Origin of the sequence: uncultured Salegentibacter sp., assembly GCF_963972535.1 — a bacterium.
Lineage (GTDB): Bacteria > Bacteroidota > Bacteroidia > Flavobacteriales > Flavobacteriaceae > Salegentibacter.
On record NZ_CAXAVR010000007.1, the window covers coordinates 1 to 21,741 of the forward strand.

Sequence of the window (21,741 nt, forward strand, 5' to 3'; positions counted from 1 at the left end):
AAGGCATTGCGCAAGATGCACTAATTATGAATATAGACGATCTGCTTTGTGTGGGCGCTGTAGATAATATTATGTTGTCTTCCACAATTGGGCGAAATAAAAATAAAATTCCGGGTGAGGTAATTTCAGCAATAATTAATGGAACCGAAGAATTGATTACCGAGTTAAAAGACTTCGGCGTTGAGATTCATTCTACCGGTGGCGAAACTGCCGATGTTGGCGATCTTGTAAGAACTATTATTGTAGATTCTACCGTAACCGCCAGGATGAAAAAATCTGACGTAATTGATAATGCCAATATTAAACCCGGAAATGTAATTGTTGGTTTATCTTCTTCCGGCCAGGCTTCTTACGAAAAAGAGTATAACGGCGGAATGGGTAGTAACGGACTTACTTCTGCACGCCACGACGTTTTTTCTAAGGTTTTAGCCGAAAAATATCCTGAAAGTTTTGATAACGATATTCCTGAAGATTTGATCTATTCCGGGACTAAATCTTTAACCGATAAGGTTGAAAATTCACCTTTAGACGCTGGGAAATTAGTGCTTTCTCCCACCCGAACTTACGCACCAATTATTAAGAAGATACTTTCTAAATTCAGCAATAAAGAAATTAATGGGATGGTGCATTGCAGTGGAGGTGCCCAAACCAAAATTCTTCACTTTATAGATAATTTGCATATTGTTAAAGACAATATGTTTGAGGTGCCACCACTTTTCAAACTCATTCAGCAAGAAAGCAAAACCGACTGGAAAGAAATGTACCAGGTTTTTAATATGGGCCACCGTATGGAGCTTTATGTAAATCCTGAAATTGCCGAAGAGATTATCGCTATTTCTAAATCTTTTAATGTAGATGCCCAAATTGTTGGTAGGGTGGAAGCTGCAGATAAAAAGAAACTTACTATTAACAGTGAGTTTGGAAAATTTGAGTATTAAAACCTTCTTCTAGTTTATTGATAGTAGTGATTTTTTGAAAAGTATAGATTGCATAGAATTTCAAGCTAAGTTTTTAAGGTTTCTTTACTTACCTCTAAAAATATACCCTATTGGCGAATAAATTGAATATATATAACTCCAAATTTGTTTTTGCCTCAACCGTTGTTTGGGTTATACTCAATTTACTTAGTCTCTATTTTTTTACTGAAGAAGCCAGCAGGTGGGTAAGGGTCGCAACATCTTCGTATTTTATTTTATGGAGTTTGTCTTTCCAGGCTTTTAAATCTAAAATTCATTGCGTATTATTTTCCTTTTGGATTTGCGATATAGCGCTCCTTTTTTACGAAAATCAAATCTTTAATTTTATAACTTTTATTTCCAGATCTTCGATTTTCTTTGCGTTGATTTTAATTGTTTTTCCTAAAATTAGGGCTATAAAATTTAGGTTTTTTGAACTGTTTCTGGGTTTGGCCGTGGTAGGTATCAATATTTATTTATTGTTTGAACTCTTAGATATGGTCCCAGAAGTTCATTTGTACGATTATTTTGATCCGGCCTATTTGGGCTTTACCATTCTAACGATGATGTTGGTTGGAACAGCAATTACTTATAATAATAGGTACAGCAACAAAAAAAGTTCCTATTTTTTGCTGGCTGCACTTTTCCTGGCCCTCTCTGATGTGAATTTCTTTATTGCCTTCTATTTAGATATGCCCGTATTTTATTACCCCGATAGATTTCTTCATATTTTTAGCCTTGGTTTAATTATTCTTTTCTGGATGAAACCTTTAGAATTCAACTACATTGAGGGGGTGGATGCTGAAGTATAATCTTTAAGTTGAAGAAAGCTTAAATTAAAATTTTCTGTTTTTTTAGGCTATAAATCTAAAACGTACCAACTCTTAAATATTGATAATCTTCCAAAGCTTTTTCCTCTTTAATAAGCTGTGTACTGCCATTTTTTAGAAGATAAATCTCATCGCTGGAATCCAAAATATGCCGATACATATGGTCGGTAATAATTATGGCTTTTTCTTTCTTTAATTTTTGAAGTAAATGTTTAATTTTCTCTACATACAATGGCGAAAGATGCGAAAATGGTTCGTCTAGAAGAATAAGTTTAGCTCTGCTATTTAGGCAAATATAAATTTCTACTACACGTTGTTGTCCACCTGAAAGCTCTCGCATTTTATTGTTTTTTGTGGCCTTAAATTCAGGGAAAATCTTTAAAAATTCCTTTAGATCTACTTTAAAAAGTTGAAAGCAGGTTTCAATTTTCATTTTGGGCGGAATAAAATTTTGTTGCGGTAAATAGTTTACCATTCCGTATTTAAAAAGTGGCTTCAGGTAAGGTTTTTTATCAATTCTAATCAATTTGTGCCTGGGCTGAAGACTTCCGAAGAAAATGTTGAGCAAACTACTCTTCCCGCAGCCATTTGCACCAAGTATTCCGGTAACTTTTCCTGTTTCAGCCTTTAAGTAAACTCCGTTAAGAATTTGCTTTTCGGCGAAATAGAGTTCAACATTATCAATTTCGAAGATCATATTATCAGAGAATAAATTCCGGCAGAGATTATGATGAAAATAAAATCTATAAGTAAGCTTAATATAAATAGCTTTATACTGCTAAGGGAAAGGTTTTGGTAAAAGTAAAGCTGGTGTTTGTAAGTAGTTTTATATAAATAGAATATAAGGCCCCCAATAAAAAGTTTGAATAATACGATAAATACTACAGGGTTTCCGAAAAACAGGAAAAAGAAATTCAATAAAATAGACCCCAAAATAAATTGTCGGTAAAAATAAAATATTGCCCTGGTTTTGCTTATCATAAAAGTTGTAAGATCGTTTCAATTTACAATTCTTTTTTCAATCTTATAATTCGCCCAATTTATCGTAAATTTGTTTTCCTAAAATCAGTGTGATTATATGATTGAGAAGCTTAATATAGTAAAGCAGCGTTTTGATGAGGTGAATGATCTTATTATTCAGCCCGATGTGATTTCAGATCAAAAGCGATACATAGAATTAAATAAAGAATATAAAGATCTTAGGGCTTTAATGGATGAGCGCGAAAGATATTTGGAACTCACCAATAATATTGAAGAAGCCAAAGAAATTATTGCCGATGGCAGCGATGCGGAAATGACCGAAATGGCCAAAATGCAGTTGGAAGAAGCCGAAAAGGAAGTGCCAAAGCTGGAAGAAAAGATTAGGATGATGCTGGTTCCTAAAGATCCAGACGACGCCAAGAACGTGGTAATAGAAATTAGGGCCGGTACCGGTGGTGATGAGGCTAGTATTTTTGCCGGAGATCTTTATAGAATGTATACCAAATATGTAGAAAGCAAAGGCTGGAAGCATAATATTGTAGATTATAGCGAAGGTACCAGCGGCGGATTTAAAGAAATGATTTTTGAAGTTTCTGGTGAAGATGTTTATGGTACAATGAAGTTTGAAGCCGGTGTACACCGTGTACAACGTGTGCCACAAACCGAAACACAGGGGCGTGTGCATACCTCTGCAGCTACCGTAATGGTACTACCTGAAGCTGAAGAATTTGATGTAGAAATAGATCCAAAAGAAGTAAGAATAGATTATTTCTGTTCTTCCGGTCCCGGTGGGCAATCGGTAAACACTACTTATTCTGCCGTGAGATTAACTCACGAGCCTACAGGATTGGTTGCACAGTGCCAGGATCAAAAATCACAGCATAAGAATAAGGAGAAAGCTTTTAGAGTATTACGTTCCCGTTTATACGAGATGGAACTTGCTAAAAAGCAGGAAGCCGATGCTGCCAAAAGAAACTCTATGGTTTCCAGTGGTGACCGTAGTGCGAAAATTAGAACCTATAACTATTCCCAGGGAAGGGTTACAGATCACCGTATAAACCTTACTCTTTATGATCTTTCAAATATCATTAATGGGGATATCCAGAAAATACTGGACGAATTGCGATTTGTAGAAAATACAGAGAAGCTTAAGGAAAATTCAGATATATTTTAACAATTTCGGAGGTGCCTATTATCGTCAAGCTGAACTTGTTTCAGCTTCTAACTTGTTTGAGATATTAACTAATTAGATTCTGAAATGAATTCAGAATGACGATTTTTATATGTTTTCAATAGCCTCGAGTTTTATTTTAAGAATTACTTTCCGCGAAAGCGGAATTTTCTTTTTATTTTGAATCATATTAATTACAAAAAACTAACCTATGTCCCCACAAGAATTAACTGAACAGATCTTTAAAAAGCAATCGTTTTTATGTGTGGGACTTGATGTGGATATAGATAGGATTCCCACCTATTTATTGTCTGAAGACGATCCTATCTTTGAATTCAATAAAGCCATAATAGACGCAACTCATAAATTTTGCGTGGCTTATAAGCCTAATATCGCTTTTTATGAAGCTAATGGAGTTGAAGGCTGGCAGGCTTTAGAAAAAACAATCAATTACCTTCACCACGAATATCCCGAAATATATACCATTGCTGATGCCAAACGTGGCGATATTGGTAATACTTCCAGAATGTATGCTAAAACTTTTCTCCAGGATCTCGGTTTTGATTCGGTAACGGTAGCGCCCTATATGGGTAAGGATTCAGTAGAGCCGTTTCTGGAATTTGATAATCGGCAGGCAATTTTACTGGCTTTAACTTCTAATGAAGGTGCTTTCGATTTTCAAACTCAGCAAATTGATGGCGAAGAACTTTATAAAAAAGTCCTGAAAACCTCAAAAACCTGGAAAAATTCTGAGAATTTGATGTACGTTGTGGGAGCGACTAAAGCTGAATTTCTAAAAGAAATAAGGGAGATTATTCCTGAAAATTTCTTGTTAGTACCTGGTGTTGGTGCCCAGGGCGGAAAACTTGAAGATGTTTGCAAATACGGAATGACGAAAAATGTTGGTCTTTTAGTAAATTCTTCCCGAAAGATTATTTATGCTTCAGAATCTTCAAATTTCGCTGAAATAGCAGGAGCCAAAGCTGAAGTACTTCAGCAGCAAATGGCTGAAGAGTTGAGTAAACTTTAAAATTCTAACATGGAAGATAAGGATCAATTACAAAGAAAGATTTCCCTTCCCAACGTTCCAAAAAGAATCATTTCTTTAGTGCCAAGTCAATCCGAACTTCTGGTAGACTTAGGTTTGGAGGATAAGCTGGTAGGCATTACTAAATTCTGCGTTCATCCAAAATATCTTCGGAAAACCAAAACCATCGTAGGCGGTACCAAGCAGGTTAAGATTGAAAAAATCAAAGCTTTAGAGCCAGATATTATTCTCTGTAATAAAGAGGAGAATACCAAAGAAATGGTAGAGGAGTTGGAAGAAATTGCTCCCGTACACGTTTCAGATATTGTAAAAATTGAAGATGCTTTTACATTGATGCATCAATACGGTGAGATCTTTCAGAAAGAAGCTTTAGTGGGAACAATGGTAAATTCCGTTAGGGAAAAAATTGAGGTTCTCCAGGAAAAACTTCAGGATAAACCGGTAAAAAAAGTAGCATATTTTATTTGGAAAAAACCTTTAATGGTTGCTGGAAAAGACACTTTTATAGATGAACTTTTAAAACTGAATAAGTTTGAAAATGTGTTCAGGGAATCAAGGTATCCAGAAACCACTCTTGAAGAATTAAAGGCTAAAAACCCTGATTTATTATTGCTTTCCTCTGAACCATTTCCGTTCGAGGAAAAGCATAAAGAATATTTTTCAGAATTAAATATTGAAATTCAACTGGTAGATGGGGAATATTTTAGCTGGTACGGGTCAAGTTTGGTAGGAGCAATAGATTATTTTAAAACGCTTAGAAGTTAATAATCTATTTTATCATAATTCATTCTTCGAAGTTCCCTTAGAATAGATTTTGCACGAGCGTTCAACCGGTCACTTTCCTCTTTATCGGTAAGCGCCAACTTGTAAGCTTTGTGCATAAGGTGAGTATACTTATCACACAGGCATTCTTCTGTAGATTTTGTTTCAAAGATTTTGAACATAATTTTGTTTTCGTCTTTGATGCAAAGATAGGAGCCAACACCGCAAAGGATTGCTAAGTCGGCGTTAATGTTCATGTAAAAAATCTTTCTTTCAGGCTTTAAATGTTAAAATATTAGAGATGCCCTTTTAATACTGGTTGTCTTGCAGTGCGAATACTCGTTGTAAAAGATTTGTAGTCCTTGCAGAAACCTTTTCTCTTATTTCTTTTTCTTCAACCGCGATCATTGTATAAACACCATTTAAAGCTTCATTGGTTACATAATCGGCCAGGTCTGGATTAACATTGTTGGTTAGCGGTAAACTGTTATATCGGTTTATAATATTGGTCCATACTTCAGTAGCACCTACTTTCTCCAGGGAATTGGTTACAACAGGATTGAATTTGCTGTAAAGAGGCTTTTCGGTTTTACCGGTAAGATACATTGTAGCGGCGTTATCCTGGCCTAATAGTATATTTCGCGCATCATTAAACGTGATTTCTTTAACGGCATTTACAAAAATTGGAGTGGCTTCTTTAACTGCTTCTTCAGCAGCCCTGTTTAATACTTTTAAGCCTTGATCTGCTAAAGCGTCCAGCCCAATATCACGAAGGGTTTTGTCTACCTTTTGCAGTTCTGCCGGCAAAGTAATTCTTACCAGTTTATTGTTGTAAAACCCATTTTCCTCCGTAAGTTTTGTGACTTGCTTTTCAATTCCCATGTCTAAAGCCTGGCGCAAACCTGAAGCTATTTCGGTATTGCTAACGCCTGCTTGCGGGTAATTTTCGGCTATAGTTTGTAATTCAGCACAGGAGGAGAAAATAAATATGCTTAAAATGAGAGTAATCTTTTTCATAGAATGCTTTTTTGCAAATGTACCATTTTTGCAAAGAAACCGATTGGCCGAGAAAACAGCTGTTAAATAAAAACTATAGTTTTGTTATTGAAAACCAGGGTTTTTCTTTCAATATGATATTTTACTCCTTTGGCTAAGACAATTTTTTCCAGGTCTCTTCCTTTTAAAATAAGGTCTTTAATTGAATGGCTATGTGAAATGCGTGTAATATCCTGTTCAATTATAGGGCCAGCGTCTAGCTCTTCAGTTACGTAATGACTGGTAGCTCCAATTATTTTTACACCTCGTTTGTAGGCCAGGTGATATGGTTTGGCTCCGGCAAATGCAGGCAGGAATGAGTGGTGAATATTAATGATTCGATTGGGAAAACTTGCTATTAAAGACTTTGGTATTATCTGCATATACCTGGCCAGGACAATAAAATCTACTTTTTCTTTTTGAAGCAATTCAAGCTGGATTTCAGCAGCTTTTTCTTTTGTCTTGGCAGTTACAGGAATATGATGAAACGGAATTCCAAAATTTTGGGCTACCTGCTCAAGGTCTTTATGATTGCTAATAATTAATGGTATAAATACTTTTAGTTCGTTTGATTTATATCTGCTTAAAATATCATACAGGCAATGGTCGTATTTAGAAACAAAAACGGCCATTCTGGGTAGTGTATTGTCTGAATACATTTCCCAGGACATATTATATTTTTCAGCAACAGTTTCCTTAAATTCTTCTTTGGTGGCGCTAATATTGGTTTCCGCATTAAACTCACATTCCAGACGCATAAAGAAAACAGTATTTTCTACATCTACATATTGATCTATATAAATAATATTGCCCTGCTTTTTATAAAAAAAGGAGGTAACGTGAGCAATAATTCCTGAAGTGTCAGGGCAATGTATAAGAAGCGTAATTTTTGACATAGCAGGATTTTAAAAGATAAAATTAAGCATTTTGGGCTGTTTCATTAGGCCTGATTTTAGAATTATATTAATATCACAGAAGGCTCTTGAGAATTACAATTTTCGTAAATTGCAGTACCAAAAACACGATATCATTACAAATGGAACAACAAAAACCATATACGCCTAAAAATAAAATAAGAATCGTTACCGCAGCTTCGCTTTTTGATGGGCATGATGCGGCTATAAACATTATGCGCCGAATCATCCAATCTACGGGAGTTGAGGTAATTCACCTTGGTCACGACCGTAGTGTAGACGAGGTGGTGAATTGCGCTATCCAGGAAGATGCCCAGGCTATCGCAATGACTTCCTATCAGGGAGGTCACACCGAGTATTTTAAATATATGCACGACTTGCTTAAGGAGAAAAACGCCGGTCATATCGCTATTTTTGGCGGTGGTGGCGGAGTAATTCTTCCTGAAGAAATTAAGGAATTGATGGATTACGGGATAACCCGAATTTACTCGCCAGATGATGGTCGTGAATTGGGACTCCAGGGAATGATCAATGATATGGTGAAGCGGGTAGATACTGAAACTCGCGATTTGGTTGAAGAAAAATCTGTTGCTGAAGATTTAAAAAATAAGAATGTAAATACTATTTCAAGGCTAATTTCCCTTGCTGAAAATAAACACGATTCTTTTCTGAAGCATTTTGAACCTTTAAGAGAAGACACAGATAAAAGCGAAATTCCTGTTCTTGGAATTACCGGAACCGGTGGTTCCGGAAAATCTAGTTTGGTAGACGAATTAGTACGCCGATTTTTAGGTGATTTTCCAAAGAAAAATATCGGGATTATCTCAGTAGATCCTTCTAAAAGGAAGACCGGCGGCGCTTTGCTGGGAGATAGAATTAGGATGAATGCCATAAACAATAAACACGTTTATATGCGTTCCCTAGCTACCCGCCAATCTAACCTGGCGCTTTCAAAACACGTGGCTGAAGCCGTTGAAGTTCTAAAAGCTGCTGAATTTGACTTAATTATCCTTGAGACTTCCGGAATTGGACAGAGTGATACTGAAATTATGGATCATTCTGACGTTGCTCTATATGTGATGACGCCAGAATTTGGTGCAGCAACGCAGTTAGAGAAAATTGATATGCTTGATTTTGCTGATTTAGTGGCGATCAATAAATTTGATAAACGTGGTGCACAGGATGCCTTGCGTGACGTGAAAAAACAATACCAGCGAAATCACCAATTATGGCATGAAGACGCTGAAAAACTTCCGGTTTTTGGAACCATCGCATCTCAGTTTAACGATCCGGGGATGAACACCCTATATCGTCAAATTATGGATAAGATTGCTGAAAAAACCAAAGCCGATCTGAATTCTACCTTTGAGATTTCAGCAGAAATGAGTGAAAAGATCTTCGTAATTCCACCGAAACGAACACGTTATCTTTCAGAAATTGCAGAAAATAATAGAAGTTACGACGAGAAAGCCGCAAACCAGGCTGAGGTAGCACAAAAACTTTACGGAGTTTTTAAAACTATCGAGTCGGTTTCTGGTTTGGAAATGACAAACAATCAATCTAAATATTTAGAAAAGCACGGCATTAACCAGGAAGAAATAAATGAGTTTGCCGAAGATTCTCAAAAGGATTTTCTAAAACTTCTTTTTGCAGAATTTGATCGTGTAAAAATGGATTTAGATCCCTATAACTGGGAAGTGATACAGAGCTGGCAGGAGAAGGTTAATAAATATGTAGAACCTGTTTATTCCTTTAAAGTTCGCGATAAAGAGATAAAAATAGATACACATACCGAGTCGCTTTCCCATACACAAATTCCAAAAGTTTCACTTCCAAAATATAAAGCCTGGGGCGATATTTTAAAATGGTGCCTTCAGGAAAATGTTCCGGGAGAATTTCCATATACCGCTGGGCTTTATCCGTTTAAGAGACAGGGCGAAGATCCTACAAGAATGTTTGCCGGGGAAGGTGGGCCAGAACGTACCAACCGCCGATTTCATTACGTTAGTATGGGCTTACCCGCAAAAAGGCTTTCTACCGCTTTTGATTCGGTAACGCTTTACGGAAACGATCCAGATGAACGTCCCGATATTTATGGAAAAATTGGAAATTCCGGGGTTTCTATTTGCTGTTTGGATGATGCTAAAAAGCTCTATTCCGGCTTTGATCTCGCAGATGCTATGACATCGGTAAGTATGACAATAAATGGACCGGCGCCAATGTTGCTTGGTTTCTTTATGAATGCAGCCATAGATCAGCAATGTGAGAAATACATTAAAGAAAACGGCCTGGAGGATAAAGTTGAAGCAAAATATAAAGAGCTTTATGATGATCGTGATCTAGATCGTCCCGTTTATCGCGGTGAGCTACCCGAAGGAAACGATGGGCTTGGATTAATGCTTTTAGGACTTACCGGAGACCAGGTTCTGCCGGCAGAGGTTTACGAGGACATAAAAGAGAAAACTATTAGCGTGGTTCGTGGAACCGTACAAGCTGATATTTTAAAAGAAGACCAGGCGCAAAATACCTGTATCTTTTCTACGGAATTCGCTTTGCGTTTAATGGGGGATGTGCAGGAACATTTTATTAAAGAAAAAGTAAGGAACTTTTATTCGGTTTCAATTTCCGGATATCATATTGCTGAAGCCGGTGCAAATCCAATTACACAGTTAGCTTTTACCCTGGCCAATGGTTTCACTTACGTGGAATATTACTTAAGCAGGGGAATGGATATTAACAAATTTGGTCCAAATCTTTCGTTCTTCTTTTCTAACGGAATAGATCCTGAATACGCGGTTATTGGAAGGGTCGCACGTAAAATTTGGTCTAAAGCTTTGAAGCACAAATACGGTGCAAACCCAAGGGCGCAAATGCTGAAATATCATATTCAAACTTCAGGTAGGTCTTTACACGCCCAGGAAATAGACTTTAACGATATTAGAACTACGCTTCAGGCACTTTATGCGATTTATGACAACTGTAATTCGCTACATACCAATGCCTATGATGAAGCGATCACAACGCCTACCGAGGCTTCGGTAAGAAGAGCGATGGCTATTCAGTTAATTATCAATAAAGAACTAGGACTTGCGAAAAACGAGAATCCAATTCAGGGTTCTTTTATTATCGAAGAACTAACCGATCTTGTGGAGGAAGCCGTTTTAACTGAATTCGATAGAATTACAGAAAGAGGTGGGGTTCTTGGCGCAATGGAAACCATGTATCAACGTGGAAAAATCCAGGAGGAAAGCTTGCATTATGAAACTTTAAAGCATAATGGCGATTATCCTATTATTGGGGTAAATACCTTTTTAAGTTCTACCGGTTCGCCAACGGTGACTCCGGGTGAAGTGATTAGAGCTACGGAAGAGGAGAAGCAGCATCAGTTAAAAACTTTGCGTACGCTGCACAAAGCAAAAGAAGATTCAGCTGAAGCAGCTTTAGAGAAAATTAAAGAGGCCTCTATTAAAAATGAAAACATTTTTAAAGAATTAATGGAAGCCACCAAAGTTTGCTCTTTGGGCCAAATAACCCAGGCTATGTTTGAGGTAGGCGGGCAGTATAGAAGAAATATGTAAGCAGAGAGCCACATTCTCAAAGCGAAAAGCTTTGGGAATGTGTGCGAATCGCTTATCCCGATGAGCGCAGCGATATCGGGATCTAAAGAACTGAATTACTTTCGAAATGTTTTTTTAAATGAAGTGATGAGCCTGGCGATCACGGCTTTAATATTATAGATTTATTGATAAATCATCCCAATGGGCGAAAGCCTCATTGGGATTTTTAATTTATGAATAATTTTATCTCAGGATTTCAATAATATCATTCCATGAACCAACCCGGTTATTCCTTCAATCTTCTAAAAAAGTGATATTTTAATTGCAAGGTTTTAAGGTGCTTTAAAATTTTTATCTTTTTTATTGGGCAGCGCTAAAATTCAGATTAGTTTTGCAGCTTCTAAAATTTAACCTGTAACTTCGTAAGTGCCAAAAATTTAAATCTATGGAAAATATCTGGTTATATGCCATAGGTGCGTTTACCGCATTCTTCGCGATTAATAATCCCGTGGGGAATATTCCTATATTTCTTAGCCTTACCAAACAGGCCGATGGAAAAAGAAAGCGTTTTATTTCTAAAAAAGCGACTTTCACCGCATTCGTAATTGTTACAGGATTTATTCTGTTGGGAAAATACATTTTTCAACTTTTTGGTCTCACAATTCCTGCCTTTAAAATTACCGGGGGAATCCTTGTGTTTTTTGTAGGTTTTGAAATGATTAGGGCGCAGCAATCAAGTATTGATAACCAAACCGAAATTGATTTCAACGAAGGGATCTCAATTTCTCCACTGGCAATTCCAATTCTTGCCGGGCCGGGAACTATTGTAACCGCCATGAACTATACTACCACCGCTAGTTATGTAGATATGGCGATTATTGTAGCAATGTTTGGATTAATTATGGTTTTAAACCACCTGGCATTTATTTCCAGTGATTACCTGGTGCGGTTTATTGGACAAAATAAGATTATTGTGATTGAAAAAATAATGGGACTAATAATAGCAATTATAGGAACCAATATGCTTATTGAAGGGATTAAAATCGCTTTCTTCTAAATTTGAAGCTTACACCTTTCTAATTTGTTGAATCCAGTCTGCAATCATCTTATCGAAAATATGAATTTCTTTCTTAAGTAAATTTAGAAATTCATGTTCTTTAGCTCCTGAAAATTCTAGATTTTTACAGAGTAATTGTAGACTTTTACTCGCTTTCCTAATATTTCTAATTCGTTCTAAACGGGAACCAGAACTTTTTGCTGTAGCCACTGAAGCTATACCGGGAGCAAGTTGAAGCGATTCAGATACAAGGTCTCCTGCATAACGGTCTTTAGGGCAGGCTGAAAATCCCATTTCCACAACGTGCTTATCCTGGGTAAAATGCACCGCCATTGCCCTGGAAAGTTTAAAGATTTCCAGCGCTTTCCGGTAAACCGGCATGTGATATGTATTATTAGGGAAAGCCTGAGCCATTTTTATTTAATTTCAGCATAAAATTAATGAGAAATTAAATAGTCTATCTTTGTGTTTTAATTTCAATTAGAGGTTTTACCTTTAAAATTAAGGTATTTATATTTAAAAACTTTAATATGCATGTAGATGAACTTAACTGGGCAATCTTAACACGATTGCAGGAAAATGCCAGATATTCTTTTGCCGAAATTGGTAGGGAAGTAGGTTTAAGCTCCCCGGCAGTAGCTGAGCGGGTAAAAAAAATGGAAGATGCCGGGATTATAAAAGGCTATAAAACCCAAATTTCCTATCATAGGGCAGGTTACCAGTTAAAAGCAATTATTACGCTTAGGGCTTTTATGGGTAGATTAAAACCATTTTTAGAAAAAGTAAAAGAATTTAAAGAAGTTAATAATTGTTATCGCATTACAGGTAATGAAAATATAATTATGGAAGTTGTTCTTCGGGATCAGGTTCATCTGGAAGAATTTATTGATAAACTTATTACTTATGGAGAAACCAAAACCCATATTGTGCTTTCCCAGGTAGTAGATTTTGCAGCTATAAATAAGAGTAAAATAAAATAAACTTAATTTTTAATACTTTCCTTTCTTCAAATTTTAGACTCGCTAATTTTTAATATTTAAAATGCAGAAATTCGTTAAATCCTTTTACTTTTTCACCTGTTTTTAACGAAATTCTTAATTCAAATTTTGTTTTAGTTAAAGTATAGCAAATTGTAATTTTGTTAATACCATGACGACTATACTATAGCTATTTTTACAAAAAAAAAGGAAATTACATTATGAGAAAGTATAGTACATTATATCTAATCGTAGCGGCATTAACCGGTGCGATAGGATTTTCCGGATTAAATTTTGCCGGTATTGAAGTAGTGAGGGTGTTGTTTTTAATCTTTGCAGACTTATTAGTAGTCTCTTTAGTTGCGCGTTTGTTTTTTAGAAAAGACCAAATGAGATTACAACGAATAAAAAAATAGAATCTATCTCACCTATATAATTATTTAGCCTTCATCTATGATGAGGGCTTTTTTATGCACGATCTTTGATATCTATGCTTATATTTATATTAATTATTTAAGATTATGATGAAAAGGATACCAATTTTAATATTGCTTTTTACTTTTATTTTTCAATATGGCAATGCGCAAGAAATAGAACTTCCTCTTGGTAAAATTGTAGATTCTATACCAACTGCCGATACCACGGCGAGTAGTTTTACAATTTATCTGCCACAAAATTTTAATCAAAAGGAACAATGGCCGGTAATCTTTGTTTTTGATCACGAAGGCCGGGGAAGAGCAACCACCCAGCTTTTTAGAACAGTAGCCGAAGAACAGTCTTATATAATTGCCTCTTCTAATTTAAATTTAAAACAAGATTCTTTAAAAAATAACCTGGACAAAGTAGCTCCCTTTATTAACCAGGTAGACGGGATGCTGTCTATAGATCGCAAACAGGTTTACGTGGCGGGTCTTTCAGCCGGCGGCCAACTGGCTACGGCACTGCCTTTTCTTTACAATAACGTTTCAGGAGTATTGGCGGTAGAAAATGCCTGGATAAATACCGAATATTTAAATATCAATAATAAATTTATGTTTAGTGCGTTGGCTTGCGATAGTAATAATTCTATGTTCGTTTTAGAGGAAATTGAAAACTACCTGGACAGTAAAAACTTTCCAACGGAAATAAATTATTATACCTGTGAAGAAGATGTAGAGTGGCCAGATGTGGATGTAATTAGGAATGCGGTAGCCGGCTTTACCCTGAATGCGATGAAAGAAGGTAAAAGGACTAAAGATTTAAATTTAGTAAAATCACTTTTTGATGCTGAAGTAGAATATGCCGAAGTTTTAAGGCGTACCAGGAATTATTACCAGGCTTTCGAAAAACTTAAGCAAATAGAAGATAAGTATGAAGATTTTGATATAGACGTAGATTTGCGCGATCAAATAAGAAATATAAGAAGGAATAAAGCCTTTAAAGAGCAGAGAAGGGATTACCGAAATGTAGCAGCATCTGAAGAAGCTAAACAGGAAGAATATATTTATTATATGGAAACCGATGTGGTGACTTCAAATTTCGAAAATGTGGGCTGGTGGGCTGCCCAGGTAGAAGATTTAAAGAAAAACGAAGAAAAGTTTAGCGGACCTAAACAAAAAATGGCTAGCAGGCTGCAAGGTTTTCTAGATAATCTTAGCAAAAATTATTACGATGGGTATGTGAATTCCCAGGCCACACCGCGTTCTAAAGTGTTTGTTAGTGTACTTAGAACTATATTTGATAAGGAAGATCCTGAGGCTTATTTAAACATCATTAAAATTGCGGGTCACGATGGCGATCACGAAACCGCCCTTTTATATCTTGAAGATTTATTAAAAACCGGATTTGACGATATGGAAGCTTTATATGAGATTGAGGGTATTTTAGACCTTAAATTAAGTGAAACTTATAACGACAAAATCAGGGAATACCTGGGAGAAGCAAAATATTATAAAGCTGAAGGTTAATTCAGGAAAAAACTGCTGATGCTCACGAGTGTTGAAACGTATAATTTAGTAACTACGAAACCACCAACTCCGGCGGACGGTATTCAGACTTAAGGATACCGGAGGGTGATTCCAATTTGTTGATCTTTTACTGCATAATCCTTTCTATGCTAATAATTGTAATTTATTTGTTGTTAATTTCCCACCTGATAATCATTTTGAAACAACTATTTCAACAGGTATCAAAAAATCAAATATTTGTTTTAAAAAGCATAAATCGCAGCTAGCACAAAAGATGAAAGATTATCGGTTCCTTCTAAATCTGAATTTAAAAACACCGGTGATGCTGTATTAGATACTTTATCTAAACGTAATTCAGGTTTAAGGGTAAGGCTTCCAAGAGTATAACTTCCGGTAAGGGTGAAGTCCAATGCTTCGGCATCTGCACCATAAACCGGCCCACCGTCTTCTAATTCTTTAAAATATTCTGCTCTTAAACCAATAGCAAAATTCTCTGAAGTCTGGATTTGTGGATAAACAGCTGCACCATAAAACCCTTCTCCATCAGTAGTATTATAAGTGGTGTTTAATCCCAAATAAAAGGCATCGCTAAAATCCCATCCGGTAGTTAAATCTATTTGAAAAGTAGCTTCATCTGAGAGGGGCATTTGTTCCCCATAAATTAGGTTCAAAAAAGCACTACCTTCCCCGGTTGAATAGCCAAGTTGGCCGCCGAAAGAATATTTTCCGTAAGGATTAAATTCGGTCCAATCTGTGGGATTCATTACAGCCAGCATTGCGCTCCAGTTATCATCAATGGTGAAATCAGCTCTTATCCCGGTGTGAGAAAATGGTCCGTAAGAAAACATATACGAAGTAGAATAATTGAAGTTGGCCGCTGGAGAGATTACCTCATAACCCAGAAAAGTATTGAAATTTCCCATAGTTAAAGTAACTGCGTCTGAAACGTTCCAGTAAACATATAATTGGTTTACGATATTACTGGGTGCGGCAGAAGCAAACACCGCATCTTCTCCCCGAGGTCCAAAAACCAAATCGGCTACAAACCCAACTTTCTCCCCTTCATAGCCTAAAATAACATTGGCCATCCCAATGGCAAAGCCGGGATCGTTGGCAAAAGAAGAAGCGGGTGCCTGTGGACCTGCAATTGGATCCCCCGCATCATTATATTCGTACTTATTTAATCCATTAAAATTGGTTCTAAAATAGCTGTCTACAGAACCGCTTATACTGAAGTTTGACATAAAGCTTTCAACTTCAGTTGTTTCAGTTTCCTGAGCCTGAAGGTCAGAACCTAGTCCGAAGAATACGCCTAAAAGGAATATTTTTTGGATATTTGTAATAGTAAATTTTTTCATAATTAATAGTCTTGTTTAATAAGTTGAAATGTGTTGAGCAAAGCTTTATGAGAGGTTTACTTTTATAGGGAGCGCTCCGCCAAGCGCTCCTTTTTTTTAAAAAATTATCTTTCTTGCACTGTCCCAAATTCGGCATAAGCATCCATCCCGTGCTCGTGAGCATCCAGGCCTTCAGTTTCTTCTTTTTCTTCCATCCTTAAGCCCATTGTGGCTTTAATAATTGAAAGAATCCCGAAAGCTGTAATGCAGCAGAAAGCACCAATTATTCCTACGCCCGCCAGCTGTATGAGTAATTGATTTAGACCAGCCATACTTCCAAAGATTCCTACCGCAAGAGTTCCCCAAATACCACAGGCAAGGTGAACAGCCACGGCACCCACAGGATCATCTAATTTAAGTTTTTCAACCAGGGCAACACCTAAGACAATAACTCCACCGGCAACAAGGCCAATAAGTACAGCGTCTAATGGCGACATAAGGTCTGCTCCTGCAGTAATACCAACAAGTCCACCCAAAATTCCGTTTAGGAACATGGTAAGATCGTAGTTCTTATAAGCAATTGTAGAAACCACGAAGGCAGAAATTCCACCGGCTGCCGCAGCAAGACAAGTTGTTACAAGGGTAATAGAAGTTAAAGAAGGATCGGCTGAAAGTACTGAACCACCATTAAAACCAAACCAGCCTAACCAAAGAATAAATACTCCTGCAGTAGCTAAAGGAATATTATGGCCAGGGATGGCGTGAGATTGGCCATCTTTACCAAATTTCCCTAAACGCGCACCCAGTAAATAAATAGCTATTAAAGCTGCCCATCCTCCTACAGAATGAACCAGGGTAGAACCGGCAAAATCGTAAAAACCGAGTCCGTCTAAGAAACCGCCGCCCCATTTCCAGGAACCAACAATAGGGTAAACAATGGTAATATAGATCACAGAAAACAGCATAAAACTTCCCAGTTTAATTCGTTCTGCAACTGCACCAGAAACTATTGTAGCCGCAGTTGCAGCAAACATTCCCTGGAAGAGAAAATCTGTCCAGTAAGTGTAACCTTCGTTATAGGCTAAGTCTAAAGCACCATCTGCCACCGGCGCGCTTAACCCAAAAAGGTCGAAGAAATAATCTGGAATAAATCCGGCGATAAAAGAGCCTGGGTACATAAGATTAAAACCGATAATGGCATAAGTAAGTAGCCCGGCACAAATTATAAATACGTTTTTAAAAAGGATATTAATGGCATTTTTTTGCCTTGTAAGTCCAACTTCAAGCAGTGAAAAGCCCAGGTGCATAAAAAATACCAGCGCGGTACACACCATCATCCAAACATTATTAGTAGTAAGTAATTCCATAAAAGTTATTTTTATAATGAGTTGATTAGTTTAAGAAAGAGAATCGGTGCCTTTCTCTTTTGTTCTTATGCGATAGGCTTCTTCTACGGGAGACACAAATATTTTCCCATCTCCTACAGAGCCTGTATGCGCAGCTTTTAGAATTGTTTCTACAGTACTATGAACATTTTCATCTGATACTACCAGTGAAATTTTTCGTCTCTGAATATCGCTAGTGCTGTAAGATACTCCCCGATAAACGTGACCTTGTTTTTCATTACCTACCCCGGTAACATCCCAATAGCTAAAAAAATTGACTTCGGTTTCATGAAGTGCTTTCTTAACTTCATCAAACGTAGATTTTCTAATAATGGCTTCTATTTTTTTCATAAAAACTTGATTTTGATGATGTAAATGTATAAAAATATCATAACACCTATTAAAAAATAGGGGTGTATGCTAAATTAATGTGAAATAAATAAAAACAACCCCTAAAAAATTAGGGGTTAATTTAAATTACATATGTGTTTTGATTTGTTTCTAATTTTTTGACCAGGGCCTAGGTCAATTTTGAGAGGAAAAGACCTAAAAAGACAGCCAAAATTCCCAGAATTATGCTTCCGAAGGTGTAAAAGAAGAAATTTAGATAATCTCCGGAACGTAAAAGTGCCTGATTTTCAAAAGCGAAACTTGAAAAGGTAGTAAAGCCGCCACAAAAACCCACGGCAAGAAATAAAACAATATTAGACGAGAAAAAATCAGATTTAGCAGCGATTCCCAGGATTAATCCCCAAAGTAAACTTCCCAGGATATTTACCGTAAAAGTGCCAAAAGGAATAAATGCAGTTTCAAAATTCAAACTTTTACTGATGAGGTAGCGCAACGCACTGCCAAGTCCGCCACCTAAGAAAATCAGTAATAGTTGTTTAAGCATACTTGTTTATTTAACCGGAATATATAAGTGTGTAATCCATTTAGCAGGATTTGCCACGTTCTCTGGCGATGTTAAATGCACTTCAAAATTCTTTGTGTCTTCTGCCATTTCAAGATCGTTTGCTTCAATATAATTATATGCATTATCCCAGGCTTCCTTTAAATTCTTATAATCTCCTTTTAGGGTAGTTTTTAAAACTTTCTGGTTTGGTAAAAATCCGGTTAAAATTTCGCTTGCAGCCGGAGTAATTACTTCGCTGGGAGTGAAAATTCCTGCGGAAAAAATTACGTTTCCAGAATTTTCATTCCATTCGTTATAAAGAACAAACGGATTGCCGCTTTTTTCTATTCCGTTTTCATCCATATAAGTAGAAACTTCAGAAAACATAGACGCCATTTTTTCATCTACCTGGCTAATTTTGCTGGCAGTGGTGGTGTACATATAGTAACCGCCCCCGTGCTGAATAACTCCGTCTACATTAATAGTGTATTTATCCATCTTATTTAGCACTACACTTTCCATATTATTTAGCCCGGTCTGGAATTTTGGCCGCATCATTTCAGTAATAGATTTATCCTGGAAAGTAAAGGCCAGTTTCTCCATAAAACTTTGTTTGCCTTTCATTCCCCAGGTAACTTGAGTGCCGTTTTCTATCTCGTTGAATTCCCAGTAAACATCACTGATAGATTCGCCAAATGGAGTTTTAAAAATTATTTCCTGCTCAATTTCTGAATAAGGTTTTGCTGAAATAGTCTTAATTTCCCCATCGCCCGCATTTTCACTTTTCCAGGAATAAGAAGCGCTATCGCCGCTGGTTTTTGCGCCGTATTCAATAATCATATCATCTGCTTCAGCCGACCAGGGTTCCCAGTTCTCCCAATTTTGAAATTCATTTACTTCCTGGAAAACCATTTCTACCGGTGCTGTAATTACCCTGGTTTCTTCAACCTGGTAATCACCATCTTTTGTAGCGATATAAATAGAACCTGCAATTATTACAATAAGCAGTAGGAAGAATAGATATTTTAAAATTTTCATATTGGTGGGTTTATAAGCGAAGATACTTAATTTAACATAATTAGTAATTCACTTTATAAGAAGTAAACTACGGATTTAAGAAGCCCTTTAAAATAAATAGAAGTCCTATAAAAGCAAGAAATGCTACAAGCACCCATAAACTTCCTTTATATTGCTTTCTATGTAATACGGTGTCTTTTTTATAACTAAATGCAATTATTATTATAAAAACAAACACAAATAAACCCGCGAAAATGAGTTGGCCGGTGCTAAACATTTTATTTAATTTTATGCAAAGTTAAGGTTTTAGGCTTAACCTCTAATCGATTTTAAATTATAAACAGATGAAAAAGACACTTGCTGCGGTAAAGGAATTTCATAAAACTTTTAGGCTGGGAATTGCAGAAAATCCGCAGGCATCATTGGGAGCCACAAAGAATCGTTTGCGCTATGAATTAATGAAGGAAGAGAACGAAGAATATCTTGAAGCTGCAAGTAAAGGTGATTTAACCGAAGTTGCCGATGCTCTTGGTGATATGCTGTACGTTTTATGCGGAACCATTATTGAGCACGGCCTGGAACATAAAATTGAAGCCATTTTTAATGAAATTCAGCGTAGTAATATGAGTAAACTTGGTGAAGATGGAAATCCACTTTATAATGAAAAAGGCAAAGTTATTAAAGGTTCTAACTATTGTAAACCCAATATAGTGAAAGTGCTAAAAGGTTGAATTTATAAATTAAAACTGTTGACTAATTTAAAAATAAAATAGTATGAAAATTTCGTTACTCTCTATGTTGCTGGTACTTGCAGCTTTTGGTTGTAAAAATAATCCCGGGAGTGCTGAAACTTCTAAAGACCAAGAAGAACAGAATACTAAAAAAATCAATAATGAAGTTCAAAAATATGTTGATAGTACCTGGAATTTTGCCCTGGAATATCCTTCAAATTTTGAAGTTTTAGAAGACGAATTACCGGCAAACAGCTCTGTAGTAAATGTTTATTCAAAAAAAGTTGATATTAGTAAACCGCTCGCTATTCACGAAGAACCCGAAATAGCGTATATCGCATTATTACCTAAAGGTTTTGGCGTAGATGGGCCTTCAGGTAAACAAAAATCTTTTAATAATTGGGAATCGGTCCTGGATTTATCTTTTAACTTTAATAAAAACGATTCGCGGGTTTACCTTTTAGAAAACGGTGAGGCCTGGGCTTATTATTTAAAGTTTTACCAGTCTCCGGAAAAGTGGGATGAATACGGAGGTATTTTTGTGCATTATCAAATTGAAAATTTTAATGCTACCTGCATTTCAACCGGGGGAGAATCAAAGCCTATGCAAGAATGCGATCCAATGGGTGAAGATGAAGTGAGGTTTTCAGGAGAAATTAATGAAAAAAGTAAGATGCAACTGGATAAAATAATGAGCTCTCTTTATTTTTTTAGGAAGAATGCTGAAGAGCGTAAAGAACTTTCAGATCTTATAAAAGTTGAAAAACCTGCGGTAAATACGCTTATTAATTCTCCCATACAAATTTCTGGTGAAGCACGCGGAACCTGGTTTTTTGAAGCCGAAGCGCCTGTTAGATTAGTTGATAAAAATTATATTACCCTGGCAGAAACTTCTATAAAAGCGAAAGGTGAATGGATGACTAACGATTTTGTGCCGTTCTCTACCGAACTGTCTTTTGGCAATTTTCCGGAGGATGAAAAAGGCTATTTAATCTTTGAAAAGGCAAATGCATCAGGAAAACCTGAATTAGATAGAAAGTTTACGCTGCCGGTACGTTTCCCATCGGAATAATTTTAATCAGGAATAGTTCAAAATTAGAACCTGAAATAAGTTCAGGTTAAAACAAAAAAAACCTCACAGT

At 36.5% G+C, this 21,741-nt stretch carries 22 protein-coding genes; 12 read left to right on the top strand and 10 right to left on the bottom strand.

The annotated features are described in order from the left end of the window. Positions 1 to 938, top strand: a 938-nt coding sequence (locus AACZ30_RS01830; protein ID WP_339647382.1) for an AIR synthase-related protein, incomplete at its 5' end; no start/stop codon positions are given. A gap of 497 nt (positions 939 to 1,435) precedes the next feature. Then, entirely contained in the window at positions 1,436 to 1,768 is a 333-nt protein-coding gene (locus AACZ30_RS01835) for a hypothetical protein (RefSeq protein ID WP_208224851.1), read from the top strand. Positions 1,769 to 1,823: 55 nt separating this feature from the next. On the opposite strand, the gene AACZ30_RS01840 is transcribed toward AACZ30_RS01835, so the two are convergent. Beyond that, positions 1,824 to 2,483 carry an ATP-binding cassette domain-containing protein gene (locus tag AACZ30_RS01840; RefSeq protein WP_339647389.1) on the bottom strand — a complete coding sequence of 220 codons (660 nt, stop codon included), beginning with the start codon at positions 2,481 to 2,483 and terminating at the stop codon, positions 1,824 to 1,826. A 381-nt stretch (positions 2,484 to 2,864) separates the two neighbouring features. Here AACZ30_RS01840 and prfA point away from each other — a divergent pair, with 381 nt between their 5' ends. The 3 genes from prfA to AACZ30_RS01855 all read left to right on the top strand — a co-directional run bounded on the left by prfA (position 2,865) and on the right by AACZ30_RS01855 (position 5,751). Continuing rightward, positions 2,865 to 3,941, top strand: a complete 1,077-nt coding sequence (prfA, locus tag AACZ30_RS01845) for a peptide chain release factor 1 (protein ID WP_208224853.1) — start codon at positions 2,865 to 2,867, stop codon at positions 3,939 to 3,941. Positions 3,942 to 4,149: 208 nt separating this feature from the next. Continuing rightward, positions 4,150 to 4,968: an orotidine-5'-phosphate decarboxylase gene (gene pyrF / locus AACZ30_RS01850; RefSeq protein WP_339647393.1), complete on the top strand. Its 819-nt coding sequence runs from the start codon at positions 4,150 to 4,152 to the stop codon at positions 4,966 to 4,968. 9 nt (positions 4,969 to 4,977) lie between these two features. Further along, positions 4,978 to 5,751, top strand: a complete 774-nt coding sequence (locus tag AACZ30_RS01855) for a helical backbone metal receptor (RefSeq protein WP_339647396.1) — start codon at positions 4,978 to 4,980, stop codon at positions 5,749 to 5,751. Here the strand turns inward: AACZ30_RS01855 and AACZ30_RS01860 are convergent. The 3 genes from AACZ30_RS01860 to purU form a co-directional block, all read right to left on the bottom strand. Next, complete coding sequence (locus tag AACZ30_RS01860) at positions 5,748 to 5,930, bottom strand: Lacal_2735 family protein (RefSeq protein WP_075326145.1); 183 nt, start codon at positions 5,928 to 5,930, stop codon at positions 5,748 to 5,750. The two genes, AACZ30_RS01855 and AACZ30_RS01860, sit on opposite strands and share 4 nt — an antisense overlap. A gap of 127 nt (positions 5,931 to 6,057) precedes the next feature. Then, on the bottom strand, positions 6,058 to 6,765 hold the full coding sequence (locus AACZ30_RS01865; protein WP_339647405.1) for a DUF4197 domain-containing protein: 708 nt from the start codon (positions 6,763 to 6,765) through the stop codon (positions 6,058 to 6,060). A gap of 62 nt (positions 6,766 to 6,827) precedes the next feature. Continuing rightward, positions 6,828 to 7,679, bottom strand: coding sequence for a formyltetrahydrofolate deformylase (gene purU / locus AACZ30_RS01870; RefSeq protein ID WP_339647408.1), 852 nt, complete (start codon positions 7,677 to 7,679; stop codon positions 6,828 to 6,830). 140 nt (positions 7,680 to 7,819) lie between these two features. Between purU and AACZ30_RS01875 the strand changes: the two genes are divergently transcribed. Both AACZ30_RS01875 and AACZ30_RS01880 read left to right on the top strand, forming a co-directional pair. Continuing rightward, the gene (locus AACZ30_RS01875) at positions 7,820 to 11,275 is read left to right on the top strand and encodes a methylmalonyl-CoA mutase family protein (protein WP_339647411.1); all 3,456 of its coding nucleotides are present in this window, start codon (positions 7,820 to 7,822) and stop codon (positions 11,273 to 11,275) included. Positions 11,276 to 11,699: 424 nt separating this feature from the next. Next, on the top strand, positions 11,700 to 12,311 hold the full coding sequence (locus AACZ30_RS01880; protein WP_075326149.1) for a MarC family protein: 612 nt from the start codon (positions 11,700 to 11,702) through the stop codon (positions 12,309 to 12,311). A 9-nt stretch (positions 12,312 to 12,320) separates the two neighbouring features. Here AACZ30_RS01880 and AACZ30_RS01885 read toward each other — a convergent pair whose 3' ends face one another. Further along, positions 12,321 to 12,725 carry a hypothetical protein gene (locus AACZ30_RS01885; RefSeq protein ID WP_075326150.1) on the bottom strand — a complete coding sequence of 135 codons (405 nt, stop codon included), beginning with the start codon at positions 12,723 to 12,725 and terminating at the stop codon, positions 12,321 to 12,323. Positions 12,726 to 12,841: 116 nt separating this feature from the next. On the opposite strand from AACZ30_RS01885, the gene AACZ30_RS01890 reads away from it, so the two are divergent. The 3 genes from AACZ30_RS01890 to AACZ30_RS01900 all read left to right on the top strand — a co-directional run bounded on the left by AACZ30_RS01890 (position 12,842) and on the right by AACZ30_RS01900 (position 15,234). Further along, positions 12,842 to 13,291 (top strand): Lrp/AsnC family transcriptional regulator, encoded by a 450-nt coding sequence (locus AACZ30_RS01890; RefSeq protein WP_339647415.1) that lies wholly within the window; start codon positions 12,842 to 12,844, stop codon positions 13,289 to 13,291. A gap of 218 nt (positions 13,292 to 13,509) precedes the next feature. Beyond that, entirely contained in the window at positions 13,510 to 13,704 is a 195-nt protein-coding gene (locus tag AACZ30_RS01895; RefSeq protein ID WP_075326151.1) for a DUF1328 domain-containing protein, read from the top strand. 105 nt (positions 13,705 to 13,809) lie between these two features. Next, on the top strand, positions 13,810 to 15,234 hold the full coding sequence (locus AACZ30_RS01900) for a hypothetical protein (protein WP_339647416.1): 1,425 nt from the start codon (positions 13,810 to 13,812) through the stop codon (positions 15,232 to 15,234). Between the two features lie 242 nt (positions 15,235 to 15,476). Here the strand turns inward: AACZ30_RS01900 and AACZ30_RS01905 are convergent, their stop codons facing one another. The 5 genes from AACZ30_RS01905 to AACZ30_RS01925 all read right to left on the bottom strand — a co-directional run bounded on the left by AACZ30_RS01905 (position 15,477) and on the right by AACZ30_RS01925 (position 19,889). Then, a complete protein-coding gene (locus AACZ30_RS01905; RefSeq protein WP_339647417.1) occupies positions 15,477 to 16,592 on the bottom strand; it encodes a porin in 1,116 nt (371 codons plus the stop codon). A gap of 104 nt (positions 16,593 to 16,696) precedes the next feature. Continuing rightward, entirely contained in the window at positions 16,697 to 17,938 is a 1,242-nt protein-coding gene (gene amt, locus AACZ30_RS01910; protein ID WP_208224862.1) for an ammonium transporter, read from the bottom strand. A gap of 30 nt (positions 17,939 to 17,968) precedes the next feature. Then, complete coding sequence (locus AACZ30_RS01915; RefSeq protein ID WP_075326155.1) at positions 17,969 to 18,307, bottom strand: P-II family nitrogen regulator; 339 nt, start codon at positions 18,305 to 18,307, stop codon at positions 17,969 to 17,971. Between the two features lie 169 nt (positions 18,308 to 18,476). Then, positions 18,477 to 18,851, bottom strand: coding sequence for a fluoride efflux transporter CrcB (gene crcB, locus AACZ30_RS01920; RefSeq protein ID WP_339647419.1), 375 nt, complete (start codon positions 18,849 to 18,851; stop codon positions 18,477 to 18,479). A gap of 6 nt (positions 18,852 to 18,857) precedes the next feature. After that, positions 18,858 to 19,889: an SRPBCC family protein gene (locus tag AACZ30_RS01925; protein WP_093306415.1), complete on the bottom strand. Its 1,032-nt coding sequence runs from the start codon at positions 19,887 to 19,889 to the stop codon at positions 18,858 to 18,860. A 323-nt stretch (positions 19,890 to 20,212) separates the two neighbouring features. Here AACZ30_RS01925 and AACZ30_RS01930 point away from each other — a divergent pair, with 323 nt between their 5' ends. Together AACZ30_RS01930 and AACZ30_RS01935 are read left to right on the top strand one after the other, a co-directional pair. Further along, positions 20,213 to 20,599 (top strand): nucleoside triphosphate pyrophosphohydrolase family protein, encoded by a 387-nt coding sequence (locus AACZ30_RS01930; protein ID WP_093306412.1) that lies wholly within the window; start codon positions 20,213 to 20,215, stop codon positions 20,597 to 20,599. Positions 20,600 to 20,642: 43 nt separating this feature from the next. Further along, entirely contained in the window at positions 20,643 to 21,671 is a 1,029-nt protein-coding gene (locus AACZ30_RS01935; RefSeq protein ID WP_339647422.1) for a Gmad2 immunoglobulin-like domain-containing protein, read from the top strand. Positions 21,672 to 21,741: the final 70 nt, after the last annotated feature.

Coding starts and splice junctions, on each gene's coding strand:
- AACZ30_RS01860 (WP_075326145.1), bottom strand. CDS start 5,930: ATGTTCAAAATCTTTGAAACAAAATCTACAGAAGAATGCCTGTGTGAT.
- AACZ30_RS01915 (WP_075326155.1), bottom strand. CDS start 18,307: ATGAAAAAAATAGAAGCCATTATTAGAAAATCTACGTTTGATGAAGTT.
- AACZ30_RS01840 (WP_339647389.1), bottom strand. CDS start 2,483: ATGATCTTCGAAATTGATAATGTTGAACTCTATTTCGCCGAAAAGCAA.
- AACZ30_RS01895 (WP_075326151.1), top strand. CDS start 13,510: ATGAGAAAGTATAGTACATTATATCTAATCGTAGCGGCATTAACCGGT.
- AACZ30_RS01900 (WP_339647416.1), top strand. CDS start 13,810: ATGATGAAAAGGATACCAATTTTAATATTGCTTTTTACTTTTATTTTT.
- crcB (WP_339647419.1), bottom strand. CDS start 18,851: ATGCTTAAACAACTATTACTGATTTTCTTAGGTGGCGGACTTGGCAGT.
- AACZ30_RS01875 (WP_339647411.1), top strand. CDS start 7,820: ATGGAACAACAAAAACCATATACGCCTAAAAATAAAATAAGAATCGTT.
- AACZ30_RS01905 (WP_339647417.1), bottom strand. CDS start 16,592: ATGAAAAAATTTACTATTACAAATATCCAAAAAATATTCCTTTTAGGC.
- pyrF (WP_339647393.1), top strand. CDS start 4,150: ATGTCCCCACAAGAATTAACTGAACAGATCTTTAAAAAGCAATCGTTT.
- AACZ30_RS01865 (WP_339647405.1), bottom strand. CDS start 6,765: ATGAAAAAGATTACTCTCATTTTAAGCATATTTATTTTCTCCTCCTGT.
- prfA (WP_208224853.1), top strand. CDS start 2,865: ATGATTGAGAAGCTTAATATAGTAAAGCAGCGTTTTGATGAGGTGAAT.
- AACZ30_RS01880 (WP_075326149.1), top strand. CDS start 11,700: ATGGAAAATATCTGGTTATATGCCATAGGTGCGTTTACCGCATTCTTC.
- amt (WP_208224862.1), bottom strand. CDS start 17,938: ATGGAATTACTTACTACTAATAATGTTTGGATGATGGTGTGTACCGCG.
- AACZ30_RS01930 (WP_093306412.1), top strand. CDS start 20,213: ATGAAAAAGACACTTGCTGCGGTAAAGGAATTTCATAAAACTTTTAGG.
- AACZ30_RS01890 (WP_339647415.1), top strand. CDS start 12,842: ATGCATGTAGATGAACTTAACTGGGCAATCTTAACACGATTGCAGGAA.
- purU (WP_339647408.1), bottom strand. CDS start 7,679: ATGTCAAAAATTACGCTTCTTATACATTGCCCTGACACTTCAGGAATT.
- AACZ30_RS01925 (WP_093306415.1), bottom strand. CDS start 19,889: ATGAAAATTTTAAAATATCTATTCTTCCTACTGCTTATTGTAATAATT.
- AACZ30_RS01935 (WP_339647422.1), top strand. CDS start 20,643: ATGAAAATTTCGTTACTCTCTATGTTGCTGGTACTTGCAGCTTTTGGT.
- AACZ30_RS01855 (WP_339647396.1), top strand. CDS start 4,978: ATGGAAGATAAGGATCAATTACAAAGAAAGATTTCCCTTCCCAACGTT.
- AACZ30_RS01885 (WP_075326150.1), bottom strand. CDS start 12,725: ATGGCTCAGGCTTTCCCTAATAATACATATCACATGCCGGTTTACCGG.